The organism is Embleya scabrispora DSM 41855 (assembly GCF_000372745.1).
GTDB lineage: Bacteria > Actinomycetota > Actinomycetes > Streptomycetales > Streptomycetaceae > Embleya > Embleya scabrispora.
In genome coordinates this window covers 82,885-105,606 of record NZ_KB889678.1, presented here as the reverse complement: position 1 = coordinate 105,606, position 22,722 = coordinate 82,885, and the positions used below count along the sequence as shown (strand labels likewise).

General features: G+C 68.5%; 11 protein-coding genes and 4 pseudogenes. 2 read left to right on the top strand and 13 right to left on the bottom strand.

Going from position 1 to position 22,722, the window contains the following annotated elements:
* Positions 1 to 1,160 precede the first annotated feature (1,160 nt).
* From A3IC_RS0128580 to A3IC_RS73695, 6 genes and pseudogenes are all read right to left on the bottom strand, one after another.
* Positions 1,161 to 2,327: an MDR/zinc-dependent alcohol dehydrogenase-like family protein gene (locus A3IC_RS0128580; protein ID WP_020553496.1), complete on the bottom strand. Its 1,167-nt coding sequence runs from the start codon at positions 2,325 to 2,327 to the stop codon at positions 1,161 to 1,163.
* Positions 2,328 to 2,472: 145 nt separating this feature from the next.
* Complete coding sequence (locus A3IC_RS57060) at positions 2,473 to 8,787, bottom strand: type I polyketide synthase (RefSeq protein WP_158696133.1); 6,315 nt, start codon at positions 8,785 to 8,787, stop codon at positions 2,473 to 2,475.
* Between the two features lie 19 nt (positions 8,788 to 8,806).
* Positions 8,807 to 9,820 carry a fumarylacetoacetate hydrolase family protein gene (locus tag A3IC_RS73700; protein ID WP_052173847.1) on the bottom strand — a complete coding sequence of 338 codons (1,014 nt, stop codon included), beginning with the start codon at positions 9,818 to 9,820 and terminating at the stop codon, positions 8,807 to 8,809.
* 30 nt (positions 9,821 to 9,850) lie between these two features.
* Positions 9,851 to 10,117 (bottom strand): hypothetical protein, encoded by a 267-nt coding sequence (locus A3IC_RS62795; protein WP_052173846.1) that lies wholly within the window; start codon positions 10,115 to 10,117, stop codon positions 9,851 to 9,853.
* A gap of 502 nt (positions 10,118 to 10,619) precedes the next feature.
* The gene (locus tag A3IC_RS0128565; RefSeq protein ID WP_026218852.1) at positions 10,620 to 12,293 is read right to left on the bottom strand and encodes a beta-1,3-glucanase family protein; all 1,674 of its coding nucleotides are present in this window, start codon (positions 12,291 to 12,293) and stop codon (positions 10,620 to 10,622) included.
* Between the two features lie 1,994 nt (positions 12,294 to 14,287).
* Positions 14,288 to 14,515: pseudogene (locus A3IC_RS73695) on the bottom strand (IS30 family transposase); the annotation flags it as partial.
* Positions 14,516 to 14,974: 459 nt separating this feature from the next.
* Between A3IC_RS73695 and A3IC_RS0128550 the strand changes: the two are divergent.
* The gene (locus A3IC_RS0128550; protein ID WP_026218850.1) at positions 14,975 to 15,901 is read left to right on the top strand and encodes a carbohydrate kinase family protein; all 927 of its coding nucleotides are present in this window, start codon (positions 14,975 to 14,977) and stop codon (positions 15,899 to 15,901) included.
* Positions 15,902 to 16,068: 167 nt separating this feature from the next.
* Here A3IC_RS0128550 and A3IC_RS72655 read toward each other — a convergent pair.
* The 5 genes and pseudogenes from A3IC_RS72655 to A3IC_RS57045 form a co-directional block, all read right to left on the bottom strand.
* Positions 16,069 to 16,218 (bottom strand): annotated as a pseudogene (locus A3IC_RS72655) (BTAD domain-containing putative transcriptional regulator); the annotation flags it as partial.
* Between the two features lie 175 nt (positions 16,219 to 16,393).
* Positions 16,394 to 17,674: a cation:proton antiporter gene (locus A3IC_RS0128545; protein ID WP_020553490.1), complete on the bottom strand. Its 1,281-nt coding sequence runs from the start codon at positions 17,672 to 17,674 to the stop codon at positions 16,394 to 16,396.
* 107 nt (positions 17,675 to 17,781) lie between these two features.
* Complete coding sequence (locus tag A3IC_RS0128540; RefSeq protein ID WP_020553489.1) at positions 17,782 to 18,216, bottom strand: 3-deoxy-7-phosphoheptulonate synthase; 435 nt, start codon at positions 18,214 to 18,216, stop codon at positions 17,782 to 17,784.
* Between the two features lie 86 nt (positions 18,217 to 18,302).
* Positions 18,303 to 18,875, bottom strand: a complete 573-nt coding sequence (locus A3IC_RS57050; RefSeq protein WP_020553488.1) for a hypothetical protein — start codon at positions 18,873 to 18,875, stop codon at positions 18,303 to 18,305.
* Between the two features lie 11 nt (positions 18,876 to 18,886).
* A complete protein-coding gene (locus A3IC_RS57045; RefSeq protein WP_211232313.1) occupies positions 18,887 to 20,416 on the bottom strand; it encodes an NAD(P)/FAD-dependent oxidoreductase in 1,530 nt (509 codons plus the stop codon).
* 875 nt (positions 20,417 to 21,291) lie between these two features.
* Here A3IC_RS57045 and A3IC_RS73690 point away from each other — a divergent pair.
* A pseudogene (locus tag A3IC_RS73690) lies at positions 21,292 to 21,424 on the top strand (IS30 family transposase); the annotation flags it as partial.
* Positions 21,425 to 21,907: 483 nt separating this feature from the next.
* Here A3IC_RS73690 and A3IC_RS73685 read toward each other — a convergent pair.
* Positions 21,908 to 22,114, bottom strand: a pseudogene (locus A3IC_RS73685) (tyrosine-type recombinase/integrase); the annotation flags it as partial.
* Complete coding sequence (locus A3IC_RS0128525; protein ID WP_020553486.1) at positions 22,111 to 22,713, bottom strand: transposase family protein; 603 nt, start codon at positions 22,711 to 22,713, stop codon at positions 22,111 to 22,113. The gene A3IC_RS0128525 and the pseudogene A3IC_RS73685, both read right to left, overlap by 4 nt.
* Positions 22,714 to 22,722 lie beyond the last annotated feature (9 nt).

The window sequence follows — 22,722 nt, the reverse complement described above, 5'->3', positions numbered from 1 at the left end:
CAACCGCGGCTTCGTCTCGGCGAAGGGATCGAGCGTTCGTGCGGCCGAGAATCGCCGTCTATGTCATCGCGAAGTCACCGGTGCCGCCGGCGTGTGCACCCTTCATTTCTTTGGTAATGCATCCTGAATCGACGGTGACGAATTCGGCATGGCACTTCGACGATTCGATGCACGGGCGACCACCAGTGAAGCTGATGACAACATCCGATACACAAGTTTTCCTCGTACGGTTACCGTTCCCGCCACAGCGAAGAACTTCGTGACTGCTGCACGTTCTTGCGCGACTGCGGGTCCTGGGTGATGTTCATCGGTCGGATACCAGTTTGCCGACGCTGTTCGGGCGACTTCCTTGAACTGTTGCCGCACATCGGGGGTTTCGGAGGCGGATCCTGCCTCCGGGCGGACCCATGACCGAGATCGTGTGCACTCGTGGGGCCATGCCGTGTGAGAGCGCACAGGCACCTGTGCTCCCTGGGAGATGTCGAGCGGTTGCGATGGGGTGTCGGGATTCGCGGGTGGCGCCGCGATGTTCCACGCGGCTTCCTGCCGCAGGTCTCGTCGACGCTCGCTCACGTCCGGTCGATCTCGGAGTGGGTGGCGTCGGAGAAGGCTGCGGGATCGGGGTCGTGCCCGGCGACGCTGTCGGGCGGCAACGCCGTCGCGAAACTCCGGGAGGCGTACTTGAAGCCAGGTCGAATGAGGAGAAGGGGGCTTCATGAGCGGGGTCCTGTGCAGTTCTTGACCGAATACGATCCGACGTTGATTGCCGACTGCGCCATGAGTATCGAAGTCCGTCGGCAAGTGTGTCAAGCAATGGAACCGAATCATCGGACTCCTCCCGCACCATGTATGCGCTACATCATGAAGCCTGAGCCCTGAGTGACGAGAGGGCCGGACGCATAGGCATCCACACTGGCAATGTCCTTGACTCTGTCGCTAATTGCCCTGCGGGACGCAGTCGCGCCAGTGCGATCTGCAGGGCAGGGGCCGTCCCGGGTGCAACCGAATAGATCTGAACAAGGTCTTGATTCTATGATCGACTGCATGTCACGTTGCACATATATTGAGTACCTGTCCGGAAGGGCCGGACCGGTGACCCGCCGATCGGGTGGTGCCTCGCGCCTGCAAGAGGCGCGAGGCGGCCGAGCCCGTACCCGGCGTTACGCGTTGACCTTGATCAGGGGGAAGTAGGTGGCGACGTCGCCGGCGGCGTACGCGTCCACGAGGTTGGGAACGCGATCGTAGGGCCAGGGCTCGGCGAGGGCGGCGAGGGGCGGCATCCAGCCTCTCTCCTCACCGAACGCCATCGCCTCCAGGACTTCGCTGCGCCGTGCGTAGTGGGTGTGGATGTGCTGGTGCCGTTCGATGCACTCGATGGCGCGTATGAAGGTGGTGCGCAGCCCTTCGCGCCAGCCGGCGGTGGTGACGACGCCTTCGCGTGCCAGGGCCTTGAGTGTTGCTCTCAGGGACGTGCCGCCCAGGTAGTCGACGAAGATGGAGGCGCCCATCCCGTCGGTGGTGTCGTGGACGATCCTGAGGAACGTGTCCTCGGATTCGTGGTAGCGCCCGACGTAATCCGGGTCCGCGCCTTGCCGTTCGTCGAAGGCGATGTCCGGGAACCGTCTGCGGTCCGCGGTGGATAGTCCGTTCGCCTTCGCCAGGGCCATGCGGGCCTCGGTCGAGGTCACGATGGTGGCCTGTGCCCCGTGCAGGACCGCGAGGGTGAGTTCGGCGAACGTGGTGCCACCGCCCCATCCCCACACGTAGGGGAACGGCTGATCCTGCTCGGTGACCTGGAGGCGCCATGTCCCGTATGCCACACGCCAGTTGGCGTAGGCGGTGACGTAGCGGATCGAGAAGGCCGCCCACTGCTCCAGCGAGTGGCGGGTGGCCCGTGGGAGGGGTACCAGACAGGAGGCCCGTATCTTGGTCTGCTTGGCCAGCAGCCCGATGGTTCCGGGCGCGTCGTAGCCGAAGGCCGCCCCGTTCATGCCGTAACCGAACGCGTCCGGTTTGTAGTTCCCCTGGAGGAGGCAGAGGTCTCCCTCGCGCAGGTTGTCGTTGTTCTCGGCCACCGGCGGTCTCAATACCCGTACGACGCCGCTGTTTCCCAGGACGACGTTCGATTCGCCGCGGGCGGCGCACACATCGATCGGCTTGCGTTGGACGGCGTGGAAGCAGTTGCCTTCCCAGCCGGCGAGGAGCGGCTCGACCAGTGCCTCGTCCGGCCGGAGTTCGCCGAGCGACACGTGGCCGAGCACGAGCCGGCCGGGGACGGGTTTCTTCTCCCGGCCTGCGGGGAGCAGCCAGGCTTGGGTCGATTGCATGAGGTTCCTTTCAGGGAGGTACGTCGCCCGGTCGGCCGGGCCGGCCGCTCGTGCACAGCGGCCGACACCGTCTCCTCGGGGAGGGCGAAGGGGATTTCCGAGAGAGGTGGGGGAGTTGTCGTTGGCGCCGGTGAAGCGGCCTGGTTCACACCTCGGTTCCAGCGCCTTCCGGTGCTGTGATCGGCGCCAGCGGCGTGTCCAGGTCGCTGGTGAACGCGTCGAGCAGCGCCTCCATGTGGGACACGAACGCCGCCATGTCCTCGTCGCCGATGACCCGGTCCGGGTAGCCGAAGGAGAGTCGCAGTTGGTCGTCCACCCGTCGGACCATCAGCAGCATGTCGCGGAAGAGGGCGAAGCCGCTCTGCCGGGGCATCATCGTCACCGCCGCCTCGCCCAAATGGTTGGGCAGGTCTACGTCCGGCAGGTAGTTCATGGAGATGCGGAAGGGGATGTCCTCCTGCTGGAGTCCTTCCAGGTGGTAGAACTGGCTCATCGACAGGCCCTGTTCCTCGCCGGCGGCGAGCACGGCGTCGCGTACCCGGGCGAGGCACGAGCGCCGCGTGGGGGCTCCCGAGAAGTCCACGGTGATGAGTCGCGGCTGTGACAGGAATCCCATGATGTTCTCGAGGTCGGGCCTCTCACGTGCCGATGAACTGGTCGGCAGCGTGATCTCGTCCTGTCCCGAGTATGCGCGCAGCGCCAGCAGGAAGGCGGCGAGGATCACCATCTGCATGGTCGTCGAGGTGGCGTGAGCGGTTCGTTCCAGACGCGCGAGACGGGTCGCGTCGATCCGGGCTTCGACCAGGCGCGCTTCGGGTCGGAATCCCTCGGCGAGGCCCTCGCGGCGCACGATCCGCACGCGCGGTGCCCGGACGTGGTGCAGCCTGTCCCGCCAGTACTCCATGCGCTCCTTGAGGAAGGCCCCTGAGTACACGGTCCGTTCCCAGCGTGCGTAGTCGACCAGGCGCAGCGGCGTCGGCGCCATGCCGTCGGGCTCCCCGGCGAGCCGTGCTTCGTAGGTGCGCACCAGGTCCCGGAACAGGACGCCCTGCGACCAGCCGTCGGTGATGAGGTGGTGCAGGACGATGCTCAGCACGTGCCGTCCGTCGCCGATCCTGGTGAGGGCGAAGCGGTACAGCGGGCCCTCGAAGGGCGGGAGGGCTCGTTCCGTCTCGCGCAGATGCGCGAGGGGGTCGGGGGCCGGTTCCCCGTCCGAGGCGGTCAGGTCGGTCATCGGGAGGGTGAACGGTGTGCTCTGCGCGATGCGCTGGCGTATGTCCCCGTCCTCACCGGTGTCGACGAAGACGGTGCGCAGTCCTTCGTGGAGTTCCAGGACACGGCGCAGCGCCCGTTCGAGTGCGTCGACGTCGAGCGGGCCGTCGATCAGCAGGTGCAGGGCCAGCACGTGGGCACTGCCCTTGTGTTCTTCGCGTTCGGCGTGCAGGAGGCGTTCCTGATTGATGGTGACCGGGTGGTCGGGGGCGTCGACACGCACGATGTCCACGGTCGGAGCCGCGGCGGTGGGCGTGAGGACCTGATGCGTCTCGAGTGCGCGGGTGAACCCCGCCGGGGTCGGATTCTCGAACAGGAGCCGAAGGGGGATCTCCCGTACGAGCGTCGTCCGTAGGTCGTAGAGCATCTGAGCGGCCATCAGTGATGTGCCGCCCAGCTCGAAGAAGTTGTCGTCGTCGCCTACCGGGTACACGCGGAGCACACCGGCGAACGCGGCCTTCACGGTGTCGGCGATGGTCCGGGGGCCGTCCGCGGCGGTTTCGTCTTCGGCGCCGGGCAGATCCTCGAACCAGTAGGGCTTGCGCTGCCAGGGTCCGGAAGGGAGGGAGACCACGGGCGACGCGGTGGGGTGGAGACGGTCGAAGTCCACCTCGATGCCGTGTGCGTGCAAGGCGCCGAAGGCTTCCAGCAGCGTTTCCTGGTCGTCGCGGTTGCGGGCCAGGGACCCGAGTGCGTGGCCCGCCTTGCCGCGGGCGGCGAGTGTCTGCTGTATGGGGATGACCAGGGACGGATTCGGACTCATCTCCACGAAGAGCTCGTAGCCGTCGTCGGCCAGCCGCTCGACGGCCGGACAGAAGAGCACCGGCTCGCGCAGGTTGCGGCCCCAGTACCCGCCGTCGAGGTCCTCGCCCGCTATCGGCTCGCCGGTGACCGACGAGTAGAGGGGCACCCGCGTGGCATCGGGCCGCAGTTGCGCCAGTTCCGATGCCATCGCCCGCGCGGCGGGCTCCACGGTGGGTGAATGACCCGCCCCTCCCGCGTTGACGAGCCGACAGAAGATGTCGCGACGGTCGAGATCGTGCCGGAGCCGCGCGACGGCGTCGCTGTCACCGGCCACCACGGACAAGGCGGGTCCGTTGCACGCCGCCAGGTGCAGGCGGCCGTGGTATCGGGCGAGTTCGTCGACGAGGACCTGGCGGGACAGGGCCACGACCGCCATCGCGCCCTGACCCCGGACGGTCTTCAGCAGTTCCGCCAACTGGTTCGCGCGCAGGCAGGTCACCCGGGCCGCGTCGTCGAGAGTGAGCGCACCGGCCGCGTAGGCGGCGGCGACTTCGCCCATGCTGTGGCCGACGACGGCGTCCGGTTCCACGCCACGAGCGCTCCAGACCGCCGCCACGCAGACCTGCACGGCGAACAGCAGAGGCTGCACTACTTCGTCCCGGTCGAGCCGGCCGGCGCACTCGTCGGCGAAGAACTCCTCGCGCAGCGACCAGTCCAGGTACGGCTGCATCGCGCGCTCACAGCGGTCGAACATGGTGCGGAACGCAGGCTCGGCAGCGTGCAACCGGCGGCCCATGCCCACGTACTGCGAGCCCTGGCCGGGGAAGACGAAGACGAGCCGGCGGCGAGGCCCCTTGCGGGCGCGGCCCGTCATCCCTGCCCCGCCCCGGGACGCCTGGGCGAGGCGCTCGGCCATCTCGTCCTTCGTGCGGGCCACGAGGGCGAGCCGGTGCTCGTGGTGGGTGCGTCGCAGCGCAGCGGTGTGGCAGATCGCGTCGAGGGAGGCCGGTGAACCGGGGAGGAAGGCCGCGAACCGGGCGGCGAGCGCGGCGAGCGCGGCGGGCGTACGCGCCGACAGGACCAGGAGCCGCGGAATCGCGTCCGCGCCCTCGCCGTCGGGCGCGGACGGCAGCCGAGCAGGCGCCTCTTCCAGGATGATGTGGACGTTCGTGCCGCCGACCCCGAAGCTGTTCACCCCCGCGACCTTGGTGCCGCGATCGGTCGCCCAGGGCGTGCGCACGGCCTGCACCTCCAGCCCGAGGGCGTCGAAGTCGATCCGCGCGTTCGGCACGTCGAAGTCCACGTTCGCCGGTCGTTCGCCGTGGTGCAGGGCCAAGGCGACCTTCGTCAGACCGGCCACGCCTGCGGCGGCTTCGAGGTGGCCGAAGTTGGTCTTCACCGAGCCGACCGCACAGCGGGAGCCGGGCGCAAGCCCGGCCTCGAGGGCGTCGCCGATTCCGCGTGCCTCGATGGGATCGCCGAGCGCCGTGCCGGTGCCGTGTGCCTCGACGTACTGCATCCGTTCCGGAGGCAGTCCGGCGTCGGCGAGTGCCCGCCTGATGACGCGTGTGTGGGCTTGGGGGTTGGGGGCGGTCAGGCCGTTGGAGCGGCCGTCCTGATTCACCGCGCTGCCGCGGATGACGGCATATACCCGGTCGCCGTCCTCGAGGGCGCGCCGGAGCGGTTTGAGCACGACGATTCCCGCGCCTTCGCCCCGTACATAGCCGTTGGCGCGTGCGTCGAAGGCGTAGCAGTGTCCATCCGGGGACAGTGCTCCGCTTTGGCAGAGGTCCACGGTGGTCTTCGGGGACAGCATGAGATTGACCCCACCGGCCAGCGCCAGTTCGGACTCGCCGCTGCGAAGACTCGCGCATGCCTGGTGGATGGCGAGCAGAGAGGACGAGCACGCGGTGTCGAGCGAAAGGCTGGGCCCGCGGAAGTCGAAGGCGTACGACAGCCGGTTGGCCGCCATGCAGGCGACGTTGCCCGATCCGGCGTAGGGCCCGGCCGCGACTCCGGAGACGAGTTGGAGTTGCGCGTAGTCGCTCGTGGTGATGCCGACGAACACGCCGGTGTCGGTTCCGGCCACCCGCTCGGGCAGCAGGCCCGCGTCCTCGAGTGCCTCGTAGGCGATCTCCAGCAGGAGTCGCTGCTGCGGGTCCATGTACTTGGCCTCGACATCGGAGATACCGAAGAAGGCGGGGTCGAAGCCGGTCACGTCGTCCAGGAAGGCGCCGCTGCGGGTGTACATCCTGCCCGGCATCGGGCCGTCCGCGTGGAAGACGTCGTCCACGTCCCAGCGCGTGGTCGGTATCTCTCGGACGGCATCGAGCCCTTGGGCAAGCAGCGTCCAGTATCCGGTCGGCCCCTCCGCGCCGGGGTAGCGGCAGCCGATGCCGATGATCGCGATGGGCTCGTTCACGGGGACGTCCGCCGTCGGTGCGACCGCCGGGGCGACCGGTTGACCGGAAACCGTGGGCGGCGCGGGCGGTTCCCCCAGGGGGGCGGCGGGGGGATCCCCGGATTCGGGCTGGGACAGGTGGCGCGCGAGTGCGCGGACGGTCGGATACGCGTACAGGGCGGTCGGCGACAGGGGGCGCCCCAGCCAGTCGGAAATGTCGCCGGACATACCGATTACATCGAGTGAGGACAGCCCGTAACTCTCGAAGGGCCGGTCGGCCACGATGCGAGAGGACACGAGGCCCACCCGCAGCGCCAACTGTGCGACGAGCCACGACTCGATCTCCTGGACCGTACGCATGGGCGCCGCGGCCTCGCCGGGGGCGGAACTCGCCGCCAGGCGGCCGGTGAGGTAGCGCTCGCGCGCCTCGCGGCGCCGGATCTTCCCGCTGGAGGTCTTCGGAATCGTACGAGCGGCGATCAGCGCGATGTCGTGCACCTCGACACCGTGCGCCGCGGCGACCGCGCCGCAGATGGCGGTGACCACCTCGTCGGTGCCGTCGTCGGGAGCGGCGGCCGCCTCGGCGACGACGACCACCCGTTCCCCGTCGTCCTCGTCGATCGCGAAGGCGGCCACGCAGCCGCCCCGTACGCTCGGATGACAGCGCTCGACGGTGTACTCGATGTCCTGTGGATAGTGGTTGGCCCCGTTGACGATGATCAAGTCCTTGATCCGGCCGCTCACATGGAGATCGCCCCGGTCGAGGAAACCCAGGTCGCCGGTACGCAGGTAGGGGCCGTCCCCATCGGCGAGACGAGCATGGAAGGTTTCCTCCGTTTCCGCCGGCCGGTTCCAGTAGCCGGCCGCGTTGCCGGGACTTCTCACCCAGATCTCGCCCGTACGCCCGTCCACGCATCGCTCACACGATTCCGGATCGACGATGACGACCTCGGTGCCCGGACTCGGCTGCCCGCACGAGACGCCGCGACCTTCCGACTCCGATCCGCCCGCCGAAGACACGGGCGTCCGTACGGAAGTGACGAACAACGTCCCTTCGGCCAGCCCATAGGCGGGCCTGAACGCGTCACGCCGGAAACCCGACGCGGCGAAATGTTCCGCGAAACGGTCCATCGTGGCTTGTCGAACCGGTTCGGCGCCGTTGCCGGCCACGGCCCAGGAGGACAGGTCCAGCGTTTCCACCGCCGCCTCGGGGACCTTGCGGACACAGAGGTCGTACGCGAAGTTGGGGGCCAGACTCAGCGTGCCGCCGAATCGCGAGACCGCCTCCAACCAGCGCAGCGGCCGCTGAACGAAGGCCGACGCAGACATGAGCGTGGCCGTCGCCCCCAACATCAGCGGGTACAGCAGACCCCCGACCAAGCCCATGTCGTGGTACGGAGGCAGCCAGGAAACGATCTGAGAATTCTGATCCTGGTGCCACGCCGCATTTTGACTGCGCAGATTGTGCATCAGGTTGCCATGGGTGATGACAACACCCTTGGGAATTCCGGTACTACCGGACGTGTACTGCAGAAACGCCATGTCGTCGGGCCCGCCGCCCGGCAGATCGATGTCGTCGACGGACGGCCCGTCCGAGGTGTCGGTGGAGAACCAACGCAACTCCGCCAGTCGCGGTGCCAACTCCCGGGCGGGCGAGGCAAGCCCCAGACTCGCGTCGGTGGCCAACACCGCGGACGCGCCGCTGTCCGAGACGATCCGAGCCAGCCTCGGCAGCGTGCGATCGAGGCGAGCCGAATCGGGAACATACGCCGGGACCGCCACCATCCCGGCCAACATGCAGCCGAGAAATCCGGCGATGAAATCCGGACCCGGCGGATAGAGCAACAGGACGCGGGATCCGGGCGGTTGCTCGCACCGCAGCAACGTCCCAATGGTCCGCGAGCGTTGCTCCAAGCGGCCGAAGGACCATACATCGGCCGGTCCGTCGACGTCTCCGTCGACCAGGAAACGGCAGGCGATCCGTTCCGGATGGTTTGCCACGTGCCGGGTCAGTACGTTCACGAAACTCTCAGGCATACTCATGCAAAGCTCACCTTCTTCCTTACACCGGGTCTGCGGCCGGCACCGGATCGACGCCACCGTGCGCGCCGGGCGGGGTGTGGACGCGCACCGGCCGAGCCTGCCTCGGCGCGGTCGTGTCCCGGCGGTTCCACATTCGGCCCTCCGCCCACGCCCCGGTGCCTCGCCGAAGTTCTCGCGCCGCCCCTGGGCGCCGATCATGGTGTCGATGGCGTGGAACAGGTTGTCCCGTGGCGGGGTCGGCGCCCAGGGACGGTTCGGTGATCGTGCCGGCGGTGCGTCCGAGGGGTGTGCTGCGCACGGGTTCGCGGACGCTTCTCGCCGGGACCCGGCCGGACCGCTCGGGGGACGGGTGGCCGATCCGGCCGGGTGTCTTCGGGTCGGAGCCGGCCGCGGGTCGCGGTCGGCGGCCATGCCGCCGTCTACGTCCGGCGCGGTGCCGGTCGTCGAGCCGGCCGCGGGGCCAGCGAATCGGGCGATGGCGGCGGCGACTTCCCGTGCGACGACCGGCCTCGCGGGGTGGGGCGACCGGCGTAGGTGCCGCAGTGCGGCGCGAGTGGTGCGCACGACGCCGAGCACGCTGACGTCGAGCACCCGATGCCGCCGGTCGTCCGGGTTGCCCTCGACGGTGGCGGCTGAGGTGGTACATCGGGTGGGTCGCATCGAGGATCATGTCGGCGGTGGTGCCGTCCCGGCGCGGCACGCCGTCGACGGTGGTGGTCATCCGCAGGTCCTGCGGGTCGGGGATCTCGTCCGGGTGACGAGCCAGGGGGCCGGCGGGTCGAAGGTCTCGCAGGACCTGCCGAAGTCCTACTTGGCCGGCGCATGCGAGTTGGAACTCGCGTCGGGAAACGTCGTTGCCGATCGTGTATCCCGCCGCATGGGCCGCGGCCTGCGTCGGCGAGTCCAGGTGGCGGACGCGGCGTGCGACGACCACCGCGAGTTCCACTTCCCCATCGGTTCTCACCGATCCGCGGGGGATCAGGACCGGGTCGTCGGGGCCGACGACGGTTGCCGGATCCTTCATGAACACCACCGGACGATCCCGGATGGTGGCACCCGTCTCTCACGCGTGATCACGATAGTTCAGACCTATGCAGGCGAACTTGCCCAGGCGGGCCACGTGGGCCCCGATTCGCCGGTCGGTGCCGCCGAGTTGCGGGAGCAGGCCCCGGGCCGGTGCGCTTCGGGCCCGCGCCACATCGTCGCCCGCCAGGAAGCGACCGTCGATCTCGGCCGTGATGGACGAGAGGTCCGGCAGACGTCCGTCGTCCGCCGATACGGCCGGCACCTCGTGGCCGACGGATCCCACCCGCTGCTGTCGCTGTTTCATCCGAGAGCGTCCCTTCGGGCCTCGCAACATGATGTGCCGGGACTCTAGAAGTGATGGCCCGACAAGCACAAGCAGTACATCAGATGTATTTGCTCGACGAGAAAGCCGTCGCTGCAATATTTGCCCAGGTCACAGGGTCACCCGTAGTCGCTTCCCTGGGGAATGGATCAGGAATATTCGGGTGCGCGCTTGTCCGGACGGATGTCGCGTTCGCACGCGGTGCACCCGGCCGGCGGCGGGCTCGACGACGTCTGTCGTCCTTGCCGCCGCCGGCGCCTCGCTGCCCGCGCGTCCCGGCGCCGACGAACTCCCGGGCGAGGCCCCGGAGATCGCCGAGCGCGGATTCCGGTGCAAGCTGGTACCGGACTCGGTGTCCAGTTGCCCGCAGACCGGGGGTAGGGACGGAATCCGCAGCCGAGCCAACGTCGTTGTGCTATCGCGGTCCAACCTTCTTCCTCGGGGCAGTGGAACGGAACGACGATATCTCGTTGCCCGGCTGTCCCTACTTGGTGAAGGTGAACCAGTTGACGTTGACGAAGTCGGCGGTGCTGCCTGAGGAGAACACCAGATAGACGTCGTGTACGCCGGTGACCGGGGCCGTGATGTTGGTCGGCACGGTCCGCCAGTTCTGCCAGCCGCCGGAGTTGCCGAGATCGATCTCGGCGATCTTGGTGCCGGTGGTGCCGTTCACGCGGACTTGGATCGCGCCGCTGATCCCGTTCCCCGCGCCGGACGCCAACCGCGCGATGAATTGGGTGGGCGAGGACGAACCGAAGTCCAGACCGGGGTACTTCAGCCAGTCGCCGTTCGAGATGTAGCCCACGTCCCGGCCGCCGCCGGTGTCGGCGCAGCTCTCGGCTCGGGTGCCGTTCTGCGCGCTGTACGACTCCGCCTGGATGGTGCCGTACGCGCCGGTTCCGCCGCCGGGAGGCGGGGTGGTGCCCGAGCCGGCGCCGGGGCCGAGCGAGATCGTCCAGGAGGTCGGTGCGCCGTCCTGGAGGTGGCCGTCGACGGGGGCTGCGCCGGTGGGGCCGACGTCGTCGTACGGGAAGGCGTATCCCACACTCGCGTACTTGTGCACCAGGCGCGCGTAGTGGTTGGTCGTCGCGTCCGTGTAGTAGCCGGACGGTGCGACGCCGTCCGGTTGGTTGTGGCCGCCGCCGACCAACAGGGAACTGCGGTTCAGGGCCGCGGCCAGGCGGGCCGCCACCGCGCCGCGCGCGTCGCCGCCCGAGTTGTAGAGCGGCCCGCTCGCACAGCCGAAGACATCGACCGCACCGGGTTTGGTGAAGGGCACGCCGTTGGTGTTCAGGCCCGCGAAGACCATTGTGTCGCCGGAGACGGTGCCCGAGTAGGAGCCGATGCCGCCCTGACCGTTGATGGTCAGTGTGTGTGATCGGTAGTAACTCCAGACCCGGTCCAGGTAGTTCGACCAGTAGCCGCCGAAGTCGACAGGCGAGTGCGCGGGAGCCAGGATCCGTAACGTGGCACCCGAGGAGTCGGTGGTCACCAACCTGTCCCACGGTGCCCCGTCGGCGGCGTGCTGCGCCCGGAGCCCGGAGGCGATGGAGGCCAGTGCGCCCGGGGGGAGCGGGCTGACCGACTGCGTTCCACCGCTGCCGGTGGTCGCCATGGAGACGGGGAGGGCGACCATGTCGACGTAGGAGATGTTCGCGTACAGGTTGGCGCTGTTGTAGGTGAACTCGCAGAAGGTCCAGCTGGTCGACCAATTGGGGTCGTCGGCGGTGAATCCGGGCTGGACGAGGCCGGGGACACCCCCACCGCCGCCGGGCGGGTTGACGAAGAACCGGAGCTTGGTGCCGACGGAGAACCAGACCCGGCCACCGATCACGTGGTCCCGGAGCGTGAACGTAGTGGCCGCGGAGCCGGACGCGCCCAACGGGATGGAGTAGTCGGCGACCGGCGTCAGCACCGACGAGGGACTGGGCAACCGCTCGAAATACCCGGCCGAGGTGACGAAACCGGGCCAACCGGTACCGTCCGAGCCACTGACATAGGCATAGACCGTACCGTTGCCGGAATTGTTCTTCAATGAGACGGGCAGCGACGCCGGCGCGGCCGAGGCCCGGGACGGCAGACGCGACCACAATGAGGAACCCACCGCGGCGACGGCACCGGCGCCGACCGCGGTGACGAAGGAACGCCTGGAAACCATGTACTCCTCCTCGAGAATGACAGACACGACACCGCCGACGGAGCCGCCACCGGAACGTGACCTGCAAGGGGAACCACCTACGACAGACCCGGACACCGCTACGCCCGGGGGTGGTTGCTTATCGAACGTCGAAGCACTCACGGGATGATCAGCCCACCCGCCTGCCCGGGTACACCCAAGCCCGGGTCGCTGACATCCGCGGCAAGGCACGGGTCACACCGTTCGACGCGTCGTCCGTGACCGTGTTCGCCGCGCCGGACCGGGGGCCGACGTCGGGGCGGGTGCGTGTGCCGCGACGGTAACGGCGTCGGGGCAAGTCGTCGGCCGGGAGCCCGGCCGACGACTTGCGGGGCCCATCACGGCGCGGGCGGTGCGGGCTCGCCTGCGGCTGCCGGTTACCTGAACAGGCGGTCGCCGCCGGTGGCCATGCGATGGGTGGCGCTGTGGCGGTTCACCCAGTCGCGGACGAGGTTGATGGCGTCGGCGCACTGCCAACCGTTGTCGTACTCGCGCACTCCGGTGAAGGCCCCGTAGCCCGCGATGATGCCGTCCACGCGTGCGTCGCCCAGGAGTTTGTCCACGTACCACGGATCGTTGTATGTGGTCGTCCAGGACAGTGTGGCCGCGAGTCGCCCGGCGGCGCGGTCCCCGGCGCCCTTCTTCAGTTCGGCGCACGTGTTCCAGGTGGCCTCGGTGCAGTTGCCGAAGCCCTTGGTGATGTCGCTGTCGCCGTAGTCCATCGCCCGCCGGCCGGCCGGGAATCCGGAACCGGATCGATCGAACGCGTTCACGACCCGGTCGCGGGTCCCGGTGGTGGTGATGCCCTCCAGCGGGCCGAGCCTGCCCTCCAGACTCTTCCAACCCCTGCCGCCGACGTCCGGGGTGCTACCGGGGTGGTACTCGTAGAAACCGTAGAGAACCTGGATCCCGGCCGCCGTCAGGCGCTGTGCCTTGTCCCGCAGTCCGGCGACGCTGCACGTGCGGTTCGGCGCTTCCCCGCAGTAGTTCGGGTCCTTGATGTCCAGCCAGACCAGCGCCAGCCGGCGCCCCGCCNTGGCNTTGGACANGATGCGGTCGANCATGNNGTCGAAGCNGGGGCCCAGCCGGTTCTCACCGGCCGAGGAACAGTCGTGCCAGGCACGCCACTCGTTCGGGTTCCACCAGGCACAGACGTCGATCTCGATGGCGTTGGCACCGTGGTTGATCGCGGCGTCCACGCCGTCCAGCGTGTCGACCCGATGCGCGATCGCGTAGATCGCCTGACGCTGATCGGCCGCCACCGCCGAGGTCGTACCCAACACGGTACCGCCGACGAGCCCGCACAGGGCCGCTAAAAGCGCCAGTACCCTCCACGAGCCTGCGTCGTGTCGAAGTCGAGCGGTCAAGACAATCACTCCTTCACGTCAGTGTCCTGGAGCGGACATCCGATTTCGCCAACTGCACCGACGCCAAGGGCCTTTGAATTCCGGCCTTGGCGCTCGTTCGGTGAAACACGAGATGTGCGTGGCGTGCTTGTCATCGTGCCGGTGTCTGCCACCGAGCCGATCTTCGTGTCTTGCCCCGCTACGTCCCGTCGGGCTTGGAGCTGATCCGGGAAGTGTTCGAGCAGCCGGCGCACACGGTGCGCGGTATGTGGGTTGTGCCGGAATGGGGTCGGCGACGCGTTGTTGCGGGACGCCGAAGGAGGGCGTCTTGCGCACGTGAGAAATGGGGTTGCGAAGGAGCCTTCCCGACTTCCCTGTTCGTGGGACGGCCCACTTGTTGCCGCCTCCGAGACATGCCGGGACCAGGGCGGCGAAAATGAGGAGGCCGGGCGACAAGGAGCCGTTCCTTGCACGGTTCGTGGCTGAGCGCGATCCGCCGCGCCAACTGCGCTCTGAGTATCGAAGTCCCGCCGCGACAGTGTCAAGAGATGAAGATCAACCATTCCATCATGTCTGTCCCATAGATCCGATACATCAGGGCCCTGCTTCGCTTTGGGGATCGCCACGCACGCTCCGGCTGCTGTGCGGAACCGGATGGATGGAAGGTACTGGCTTCTTTCCCTTGCCCGGCGAGTGGTGGTCGTTGCGCCACTTCCTGCCGGTCCGCGCATTGTCGCCGACAATGCGGGCCGCTTCCCGGGTGCTGTAACCCTGCTCCGCGAGCTGGAAGTGTGCGGCCCGCTCGGCGACCAACCTGCGGGGCCTGGGCTTCCGTTCCTCCCGGGACTGGAAGTCCACCGCGCCACCTGAGCTGGGGTGTTGCGAGACGGCCACTGGAATGGAAGGGATCTGCGAGGGCTCTTCCCGGGAGAGAGGATCGGACCAATTCGGGTGACGCCCTGGTGACTCGCCGTCGAGTAGACCTGTTGCCGCACTCCTCGTCGTCCGGCGGTGACGACCGGGTGCGACCACAGTCCCGACGGCAGGACCACAGGTGGGAGCGGCAGCGATGACGAGATTCGGGCGCGCGGGATCGGGACGGCTCCCGGCGCTCCGCCCCGCCCTCGTCGGGTTCGACGACTTCCGGGTCTCCGACCTCCCGACGCGCGTCGCGACGGTCGTATTGCACGACTCGTTCGGAATCGGCCAGGCGGCTGTGCGACTCGTACTCCGACATCCGGAAGGCGACGCGACACCCGTGCGGCACATCACCCTGCGCACCAAACGCGTTCCGCGGGGCCCCGGGGAGGTCGGCCCGTGATCACCGTCGTGGGCGAAACCATAGTCGATCTCGTCCGGCCCGACGGCGGTACTCCGGTGGCCCGTCCGGGGGGAAGCCCGGCTAACGTCGCGGTGGGACTCGGGCGGCTCGGCACGCCGGTCCGACTGGTCACCGCGTTCGGACGGGACCCTTACGGTGCGCTGCTCGCCGCGCACCTGGCGGCAAGCTCGGTGACCGTCGTCCCGGGGTCGGTGCACGACGGCCCGACGAGTGTCGCACGGGCGCGGGTGGACGAATCCGGGGTGGCCTTGTACGACTTCGACATCACCTGGGATCCGGACGGGACCCTCCCGATGGCCGACTGCACCTGCCTGCACACCGGTTCGATCGCGGCGACACTCGAACCGGGCGCGTCCGTCGTGCGCTCGCTCGTCGAGCGGGCACGCGAGTGGAAGCGGGGATGGGGACGGACGACCGTGTCGTACGACCCGAACTGCCGTCCGTCGCTGATGGGCGATCCCGAATCCGCCCGGACGCGGATCGAGTCGCTGGTCGCCCTGACCGACATCGTCAAGGTGAGCCACGAGGACCTCGAATGGCTCCACCCCACCCGCGACTTCGCCGACGTCGCCGCGGACTGGCTGGACCGCGGACCCGCCATGGTGGTGGTCACACTCGGCGCGAAGGGCTCGTACGGCCTCTGCCGTGCGGGCGCCGTATCCGTCCCCGCGATCCCGGTGACGCGCGTGGACACGGTCGGCGCCGGCGACGCCTACACCGCGGGCATGCTCGACGCGCTCCACCGCCGCGGCATCCTGGGCGCCGAGGACCCGGCCGCCCGGCTCCGCCCGGACCTGCCGGCACAGGTACTGGCCGAGGCATCCCTGACCTCGGCCCTGACCTGCGCCCGCCCCGGTGCCGACCCGCCGACCGCGACCGACGTGGCGGCGTACCGCCCCTGAGTGCCCTTCGACCGCGCAGGCGGTCGATGCCTCCCACGCTCCGCACCGTGCGGGAGACCCCGACGACAGGCGCTCTCGTCGGCCAGGCGCGTCCCACCGCGTGCACCGCTGCCCCATGGGGACCGTTGCCCAGTCTCGCAGGCAACAGCGATACGTGTGGCGTCCACCTGGCGGCCTGTTCCGTGGAGCGCGCGCATGAGCAGGACGTACGGGCGCTCGCGCAAGGGATGGGTCACGGCCATCTCAGTTCCCCTGCTTACGCGGCGCGAGGCGCGGAGGGCGTTGAACAGGCCGGGTAAGGCGATGATGACGGCCATGCCGAGCAGTCCGTACATCAGGTGGAGTATGACGGCGATGTCATTGGAATCCGTCCCGCGCAAACGTTCATGGTTCTGTACCTGCATCAGCGGACTGTTGCCGCCGGTTCCGCGCACCCGAAAACCACCCGCCGTATCTGCGAAACCCAGACCACGCACCCCCACTTCCCAGGCGTCAGGACCAGGCGGTCATCTCGATTTCGCGCAGCCGCTCGTGGTGGACCTGTTCGACCCGTGCCATGGCCCAGCGCAGGATCGGCGGGGCTGTCACCGACGTCACGACGGCGACGAGGATGACGATGGTGTACATCGCCTCACTGAGCACCCCGATCCTCAAGCCGATGGTGGCGACGACGACCTCCACTGCGCCACGGGCGTTGAGACCCGCGCCGATTGCCAGGCCCTCCCGGTGCGTCAGTCGGCTCAGCCGGGCCCCCAGGTAGCCGCCACCGAGTTTGACAACGATGGCCAGGGCACAGACCAGGACGGCGATGAGCGCGACGCCGGGGTCGGCCAGCACGGAGATTTCCATGCGCAGGCCCGCGCTCGCCAGGAACAGAGGGGCGAACACGGCGAGGACCAGAGTGCGCAGCGGGGCGAGTTTGGTGACATCGACGGCGCCGCGCGAGCTGATCACGATGCCGACCGCGAAGGCGCCGAGAGCGGCTTCCAGGCCGAGTGAGAGGGCGGCTGCGGATCCGCCCAGGATGAGCGCGACGGCCGTGGCGATGGTCGGACCGGGGCCTTCGACCCGGTCCGCGACGCGCAGTGCGGCTCGTGCCAGGGGACGCATCACCAGAGCGGCGGCAAGCACGAAGGCGATCAGGTGGGCCACGTTGAGCACGAGGGCGGAACCGCTGTATCCCGATACCGTCATCCCGGACACGAGGGACAGGATCAGCCAGGCGACCACGTCGTCGACTGCGGCGGAGGCCAGCATCAGTTGACCGACATCGCGGTGCATCATGTTGAGATCGGTCAGGGTCTTGGCCATGACGGGGATGGCGCTTACCGCCATCACCACGCCGACCAGCAGGGCGAAGGTCGTGCGGTTCCCCTCTGGGCCCACAAGCCATCGCGGGAGTAGGCAGCCGGTTGTGACGCCCAGCGTCAGCGGGATCAGCAGCGCCGAGCCGCCGATGGTGGCAATGGTCCTCCGCCGGCGACGGAGCATGGGCACATCGAGATGTGCGGCCGCCACGCCGACGAACAGGAGTACCCCGAACTGGGTGATAACTTCGAGTAGTTGCGGCTGGCCGTCCTTGCTCGACCACAGCCAGTGGGACATGCCCGGGGCCAGGGCTCCGAAGACGCTGGGGCCGACCAGGACGCCGACCACGAGTTCGCCTACGACGGTGGGCATGCCGCATCGCATCGCCAGCCGGCCCAGGACCGTCGCGCAGGCGAGAAGCACGGTGATCTGGAGCAGGAGCAGGAGGAGTTGATGTGAGGTCATGGTTTCGTTTTCAGCCTTACATCGTATCGGGGGACAGGCGGCGCCGAAGCGGTGCCTCGGGCGAGACTTCTGCGATTCCCGCAGGCCGGAGAGCCCTCATTGCCCCGCTACAGGCCATGCCCCGCGATTGCGAGCGCGTACTGTCCTGCGGCCCTCAGGACGCGTGCGGGGTCGAGGAGTTCGCACAGCGCGACGAGTTGCTCGGCATTGGAGGTCGGACCGATCATGACGGCCACGGGGTTGGCGAAGCCTGCGGCGAAGTACACGTGCGCCGCGGCGGGGTCATTGTTGCGTTCGCCGATCCAGACAGTGTGTGCCGCGGTGGCGTACCACAGGCCAGTGGTCTCGCAGCGGTGAGTCGGCGCCTCCTCGTACGGAAGGCAGGACTTCGTGGGAGGTGAAGAGCGGCATGCTGCCGGGGCGCAGCCGGGCCAAGGCAGCGCAAGCGCGTGGAGCGTGGCCGCCGAGTGGAAGTAGGCCCTGCGCAGGCGCTGCGGGTCGGGTGTGCCGGAAAAGACGGTGAGATCGGCCCCGTTCACCATGTCGCCGCAGCAGCCGAGTCGGGCCGCGCACGTCCCGCTCGACGTCTTGCGAGTTCGGCCGGTCGGGTTGTCGGGTGGCCGGAAGGTTACGCCGGTTCCGGCGCCCGGGAGCCGGCAGCGTCACCGGTGCCCGGTTGCAGATCCGGCTTGATCAGTTCGGGGTTGAAGGTCTCGTTGATGTGGAGAACGGGCTGGTCGCCGTCGAGCAGGATGTACGTCTTGTACGCGGCGGCCGGCGCCTGCCGGTCTTCCGGCCAGACGGTGAGGCCCGTGTCCAGGACACGGCGCCGTAGTCCCACGTCGACAAGGTTGCGGCCGAGCGGACGCGTCGTGTCGGTCACCAACGGGCCCAGCACGGGGTCCTGATGGCACACCGCCACGACCTCGTTGACGGACACGCACCGGCCGTGCTCGTCGTACAGCGCCGAGCGCCTCATCAGAGCCACACTGTCCGGCGTGATTCGCAGAGCTGCCCTCGCGTCGGAAGGAAGCCCGGCGCCGGCCGTCTCGTACTGCTCACGCACCACGACCCGGATCGGACCAGCCACCGCTTGCAGCAGCACGGTGGTTGAACCGTCACTCGCCAGCAGCATCCGGGTGTCGGGATACGCGAACGTCCCGGCTTCCCGGACGTCGGCCGCCGCCGTCGCAGAAGCCATTGGTGGACCGCTCATGGCGTGAGAAGGTCCGAGGGAGTGGGCGGTTCGGTCGGGGTGGTGTGCGCTTCGTCCGGCGTGACCTGTCCCGGCGGCGAGATCCTGGCCAGGCCCAGGCGGGGCGAGGTGACGAGGGTCAGCCCGCTGCCCGTCTCATGCCCATTGACGGGTTCCCAGTGCGCGGGGGCGAAGTCCAGCGGGCTGGCCGAGCGGCTGGTGCCCAGCCGGATGGCCCGCTGCTGCGCCTGATGGGCATCGCGCAGCAGATCCTCGGTGGCGATGCGCCGACCCTCCGACGCCATGTCCCCAGCCTCGGCGAGATCGGTGAGCCCGGCGCTGATGTCGGCGAAATCCCGGTTGGTGACAGTCTGCCGGTCGAGTGTCGGGACTTGATGGCTGAGCTGATGTGCCGACCAGAAGTACGACTGCCGGCCCCCATACTGCTCGTACATGCCGGAGACAAGCGTGAGCAGCCGGGCGTACGAACGCCGGTAGCAGTACTCGTAGAAGTCGAGCGCTTCCTGCTCGGTCACCGTCCCGTCGCGCATCGCAAGAACTCCCGCTGCCGCCACGGTCGCGCTGTACAGGGCGAGGTGGACGCCGGTGGACAGCAGCGGATCAAGAAAGCACGCGGCGTCCCCCGCGAGCATGTAGCCAGGATCGCAGAAGCGGGAAGCGGCGTACGAGTAGTCCTGCTCCGCGCGCGCGTGCCCGATGAACTCACAGCCCTCGATCAGTGGGCGTACGTCGTCGGATTCGGCCATGAGCGCCTTCACCATGTCGTCCAGGGAGGAGAATTCGGCACGGCGTTCGCGGAATGCGTCCCGGTGGGTGACGAACCCCGCGCTGAGCCGGCCGTCCGCCAAGGGGATGAGCCAGTACCAGCCGTTCGGAGCGGATATGGAGTTCAGTCCGCCCGGCGGTGTGGCGGGCAGAGTTTTGCCGCCCTTCCAATAGCCCCAAACCGCGACGTTCTGGAAGACCTTGTGGTGCTCGCGGTTGCGGAACGTCTGCTGGGAGAGGACTCCGGCCCGCCCCGACGCGTCGATCACCCAGGAGCAGGCCAGCCGCTCCGACTGCTGCCCGTCCGGGCCTTTCCACCGGACGGCCACCGGTCGGCCGTCCTCGAACTCGACCTCCTGGACGGTGGCCTCTTCCACCACCCGGGCCCCCTGGTCACGGGCGTGGTCGAGGAGAATCTTGTCGAACTCACTGCGGTCGACCAGCCAGGAGCGCCGGTTCTCGCCGTAGATCTCCTGCCAGTTGATGACCCAGTCACCTTCGGGGCCCCAGCGGAAGAGTCCGCCACGCTTGTCCACGAAACCGGCCGCCTCGACTTTGGACAGAGCCCCGCTCAACTCCAGTACGGGTGGGCAGGAGGCCAACAGCGATTCCCCGATGTGGTAGCGGGGGAACTTCTCACGCTCCAGCAGGACCACATCGACGCCCTCCCGGGCAAGGAGAGCCGCTGCGGTGGAGCCGGCCGGGCCGCCGCCGATGATGACCACAGGGTGGAGAGATCCGGTTGCGGGAAGTGTGTTCACGGCATTCTCCATGGAGTGCTGGGTGGTTTTTTGGCTCGTCGGGGCGGACTCGCAGCCCCTTCGGTCATCACGGCCCGACCGGTGACGCCTTCGTCGTCGGAGATTTCCCGCGTCACTCACCTGTGGGGACCTCACGTCCCGCCGGGTTTGGAGCTGATCCGGGCAGTGGTCGAGCAGCCCACGCACATGGTGCGCGGTATGTGGGCTGTGCCGGAGCGGGTCGGCGACGCGGTGTCGTGGGACGCCGATGAAGGGTGTCTTGCGCGCGTGGGGGATGGGGGTTCGAAGAAGCCTGCCCGGTTCCCTTGTTCGTCGGGCGGCAGGACTGTTGCGCTGTGGCCTCCGGGACATGCCGGGACCAGGGCGGCGAGAACGAGGAGGCCGGCGGTGGGAGCCGTTCCTTGCGCGGTTCATGGCGGGGCGCGATCCGGCGCGCCGACTGCGCTCTGAGTATTGAAGTCCCCGCGCGACAGTGTCAAGAGATGAAGATCAACCATTCCATGATGTCTGTCGCATAGATCCGATTCATCTGAGGCCTGCGGTTCCGGATGCGGCGACGCGATCGGGAACCGAGGGGCTCACACCGCCCACCGGCCTTCTCAGCGATCACCACGCACGCTCCGGCTGCTGTGCGGCCTAGGGGATCGCCCCCCACCGGACGAATGTGGCGCTCACCCGTCAGCCGACCGGCGTCGGCAAGCGCCGGAATTCGAACAGTTCACCCACGAAAGCCGGGCGGTCGACAGGAACGGGTGGCACATGCCGGACCGGCGCCCTCGCTTCTCGGACGTGGCGAGGCTTCCCTCTTCCACGAAGAGCCCCCGCAGATCCTTCCGTTCTGGTGGTCGTCGTAACACCCCAGCTCAGGTGACGCGATGGACTTCGCGATTCGGGAAGAACGGAAGCCCCAGGGGCCGCAGGTTGGTCGCCGAGCGGGCCGCATACTTCCAGCTCATGGAGCAGGGTTACAGCACCCGGGAAGCCGCCCGCATCGTCGGCACGAAGCCGGTACCTTCCATCCATCCGGTCCCCGCACAGCAGCCGGAGCGTGCGCGGCGATCGCTGAGAAGGCCGGTGGGCGGTGTGAGCCCCTCGGTTCCCGATCGCGTCGCCGCATCCAGAACCACAGGCATCTGATGTATGGGATCTATGGGACAGACAGGATGGATGGTTAGGTTCTATCTCTTGACACTGTCGCGGGGGGACTTCGATACTCGGAGCGCAGTCGGCGCGCCGGATCGCGCTCAACCATGAACCGCGCAAGGAACGGCTCCTTGTCGCCGGCCTCCTCGTTCTCGTCGTCCTGGTCCCGGCATGTCCCGGAGGTCGCAGTGCAGCAGTCCTGCCGCCGAGTGCGGCGCACCGCTCGTGCAGTACGTCCATGAACCCCACCTCCTGGAACGGCAGTTGTGCACAGGTGCCGTCCGGAGGAGCCACGTAGGCATCGGTGGAGCGGACGCCGGCATGCCCGAGCCAGAGCGCGATGACGGTGGTGTCGACACCCGACTGGAGCAAGGACATCGCGCAACTGTGTCGTAGAACGTGCGGATGAACGCTTTTGCTCAGCAAGGACGGGCAGCGTTGAGCCGCGGTCGCGGTGTGGACGCCCAGACGTTGTGCGACGGCGTCGCGGCTGAGACGGCGGCCGGTGCGGGTCGGAAACAGTGGGTCGCCGCCGCGTCCGGCGCGTTCGTTCAGCCAGGTGCGCAGTAGCGCCTGGACGGGACGGTCGATCGGAACGAAACGGGGCGCCGACTGTCCATGTCGATCAGGATCGTTCCATAGTTGTGGCCACGCTTGAGTGCGAAGTCGTCGACGCCCAGGGCTCGCACCAGCTGCGGCTCCGGGTCGGGCAGCGCGCGGATGAGCCGCAGCAACGCGTCCCTGCCGACGCCGATCGCCTGCAGTTCGGCGAGCCGGGCACCCGCCCGGCCGCCGAGTGCCAGGGCGATTGCCTCACGAATCGTGCGCAACGACAGGGTGCTGCGGCCGTGGCGGAAGGTCAGGTCGGGGATCTGCTCGGCGAAGGTCTCCTTCACGCAGCCCGTGCTGTCGCAGAAGAAGCGGCGGACCCGCAGGTGAAGAACGCACTGCTGGTTCGAGACCGCAGTATCGGAGATCCTGCGCTCGTACCGGCTGTGCACTCGTATCGACTCCGTGCCGCAGCCCGGGCAGATCGCCGACGGCTCCCGGCCTCGCGCCTGGATCCGGACCGTACGGCCCGTGACCCGGACGAACTCGACATGCAGGCGCACGAAGTGCGGGAACAGGACGGCGAGGAGATCGGCAACGGACACTCGGAATCA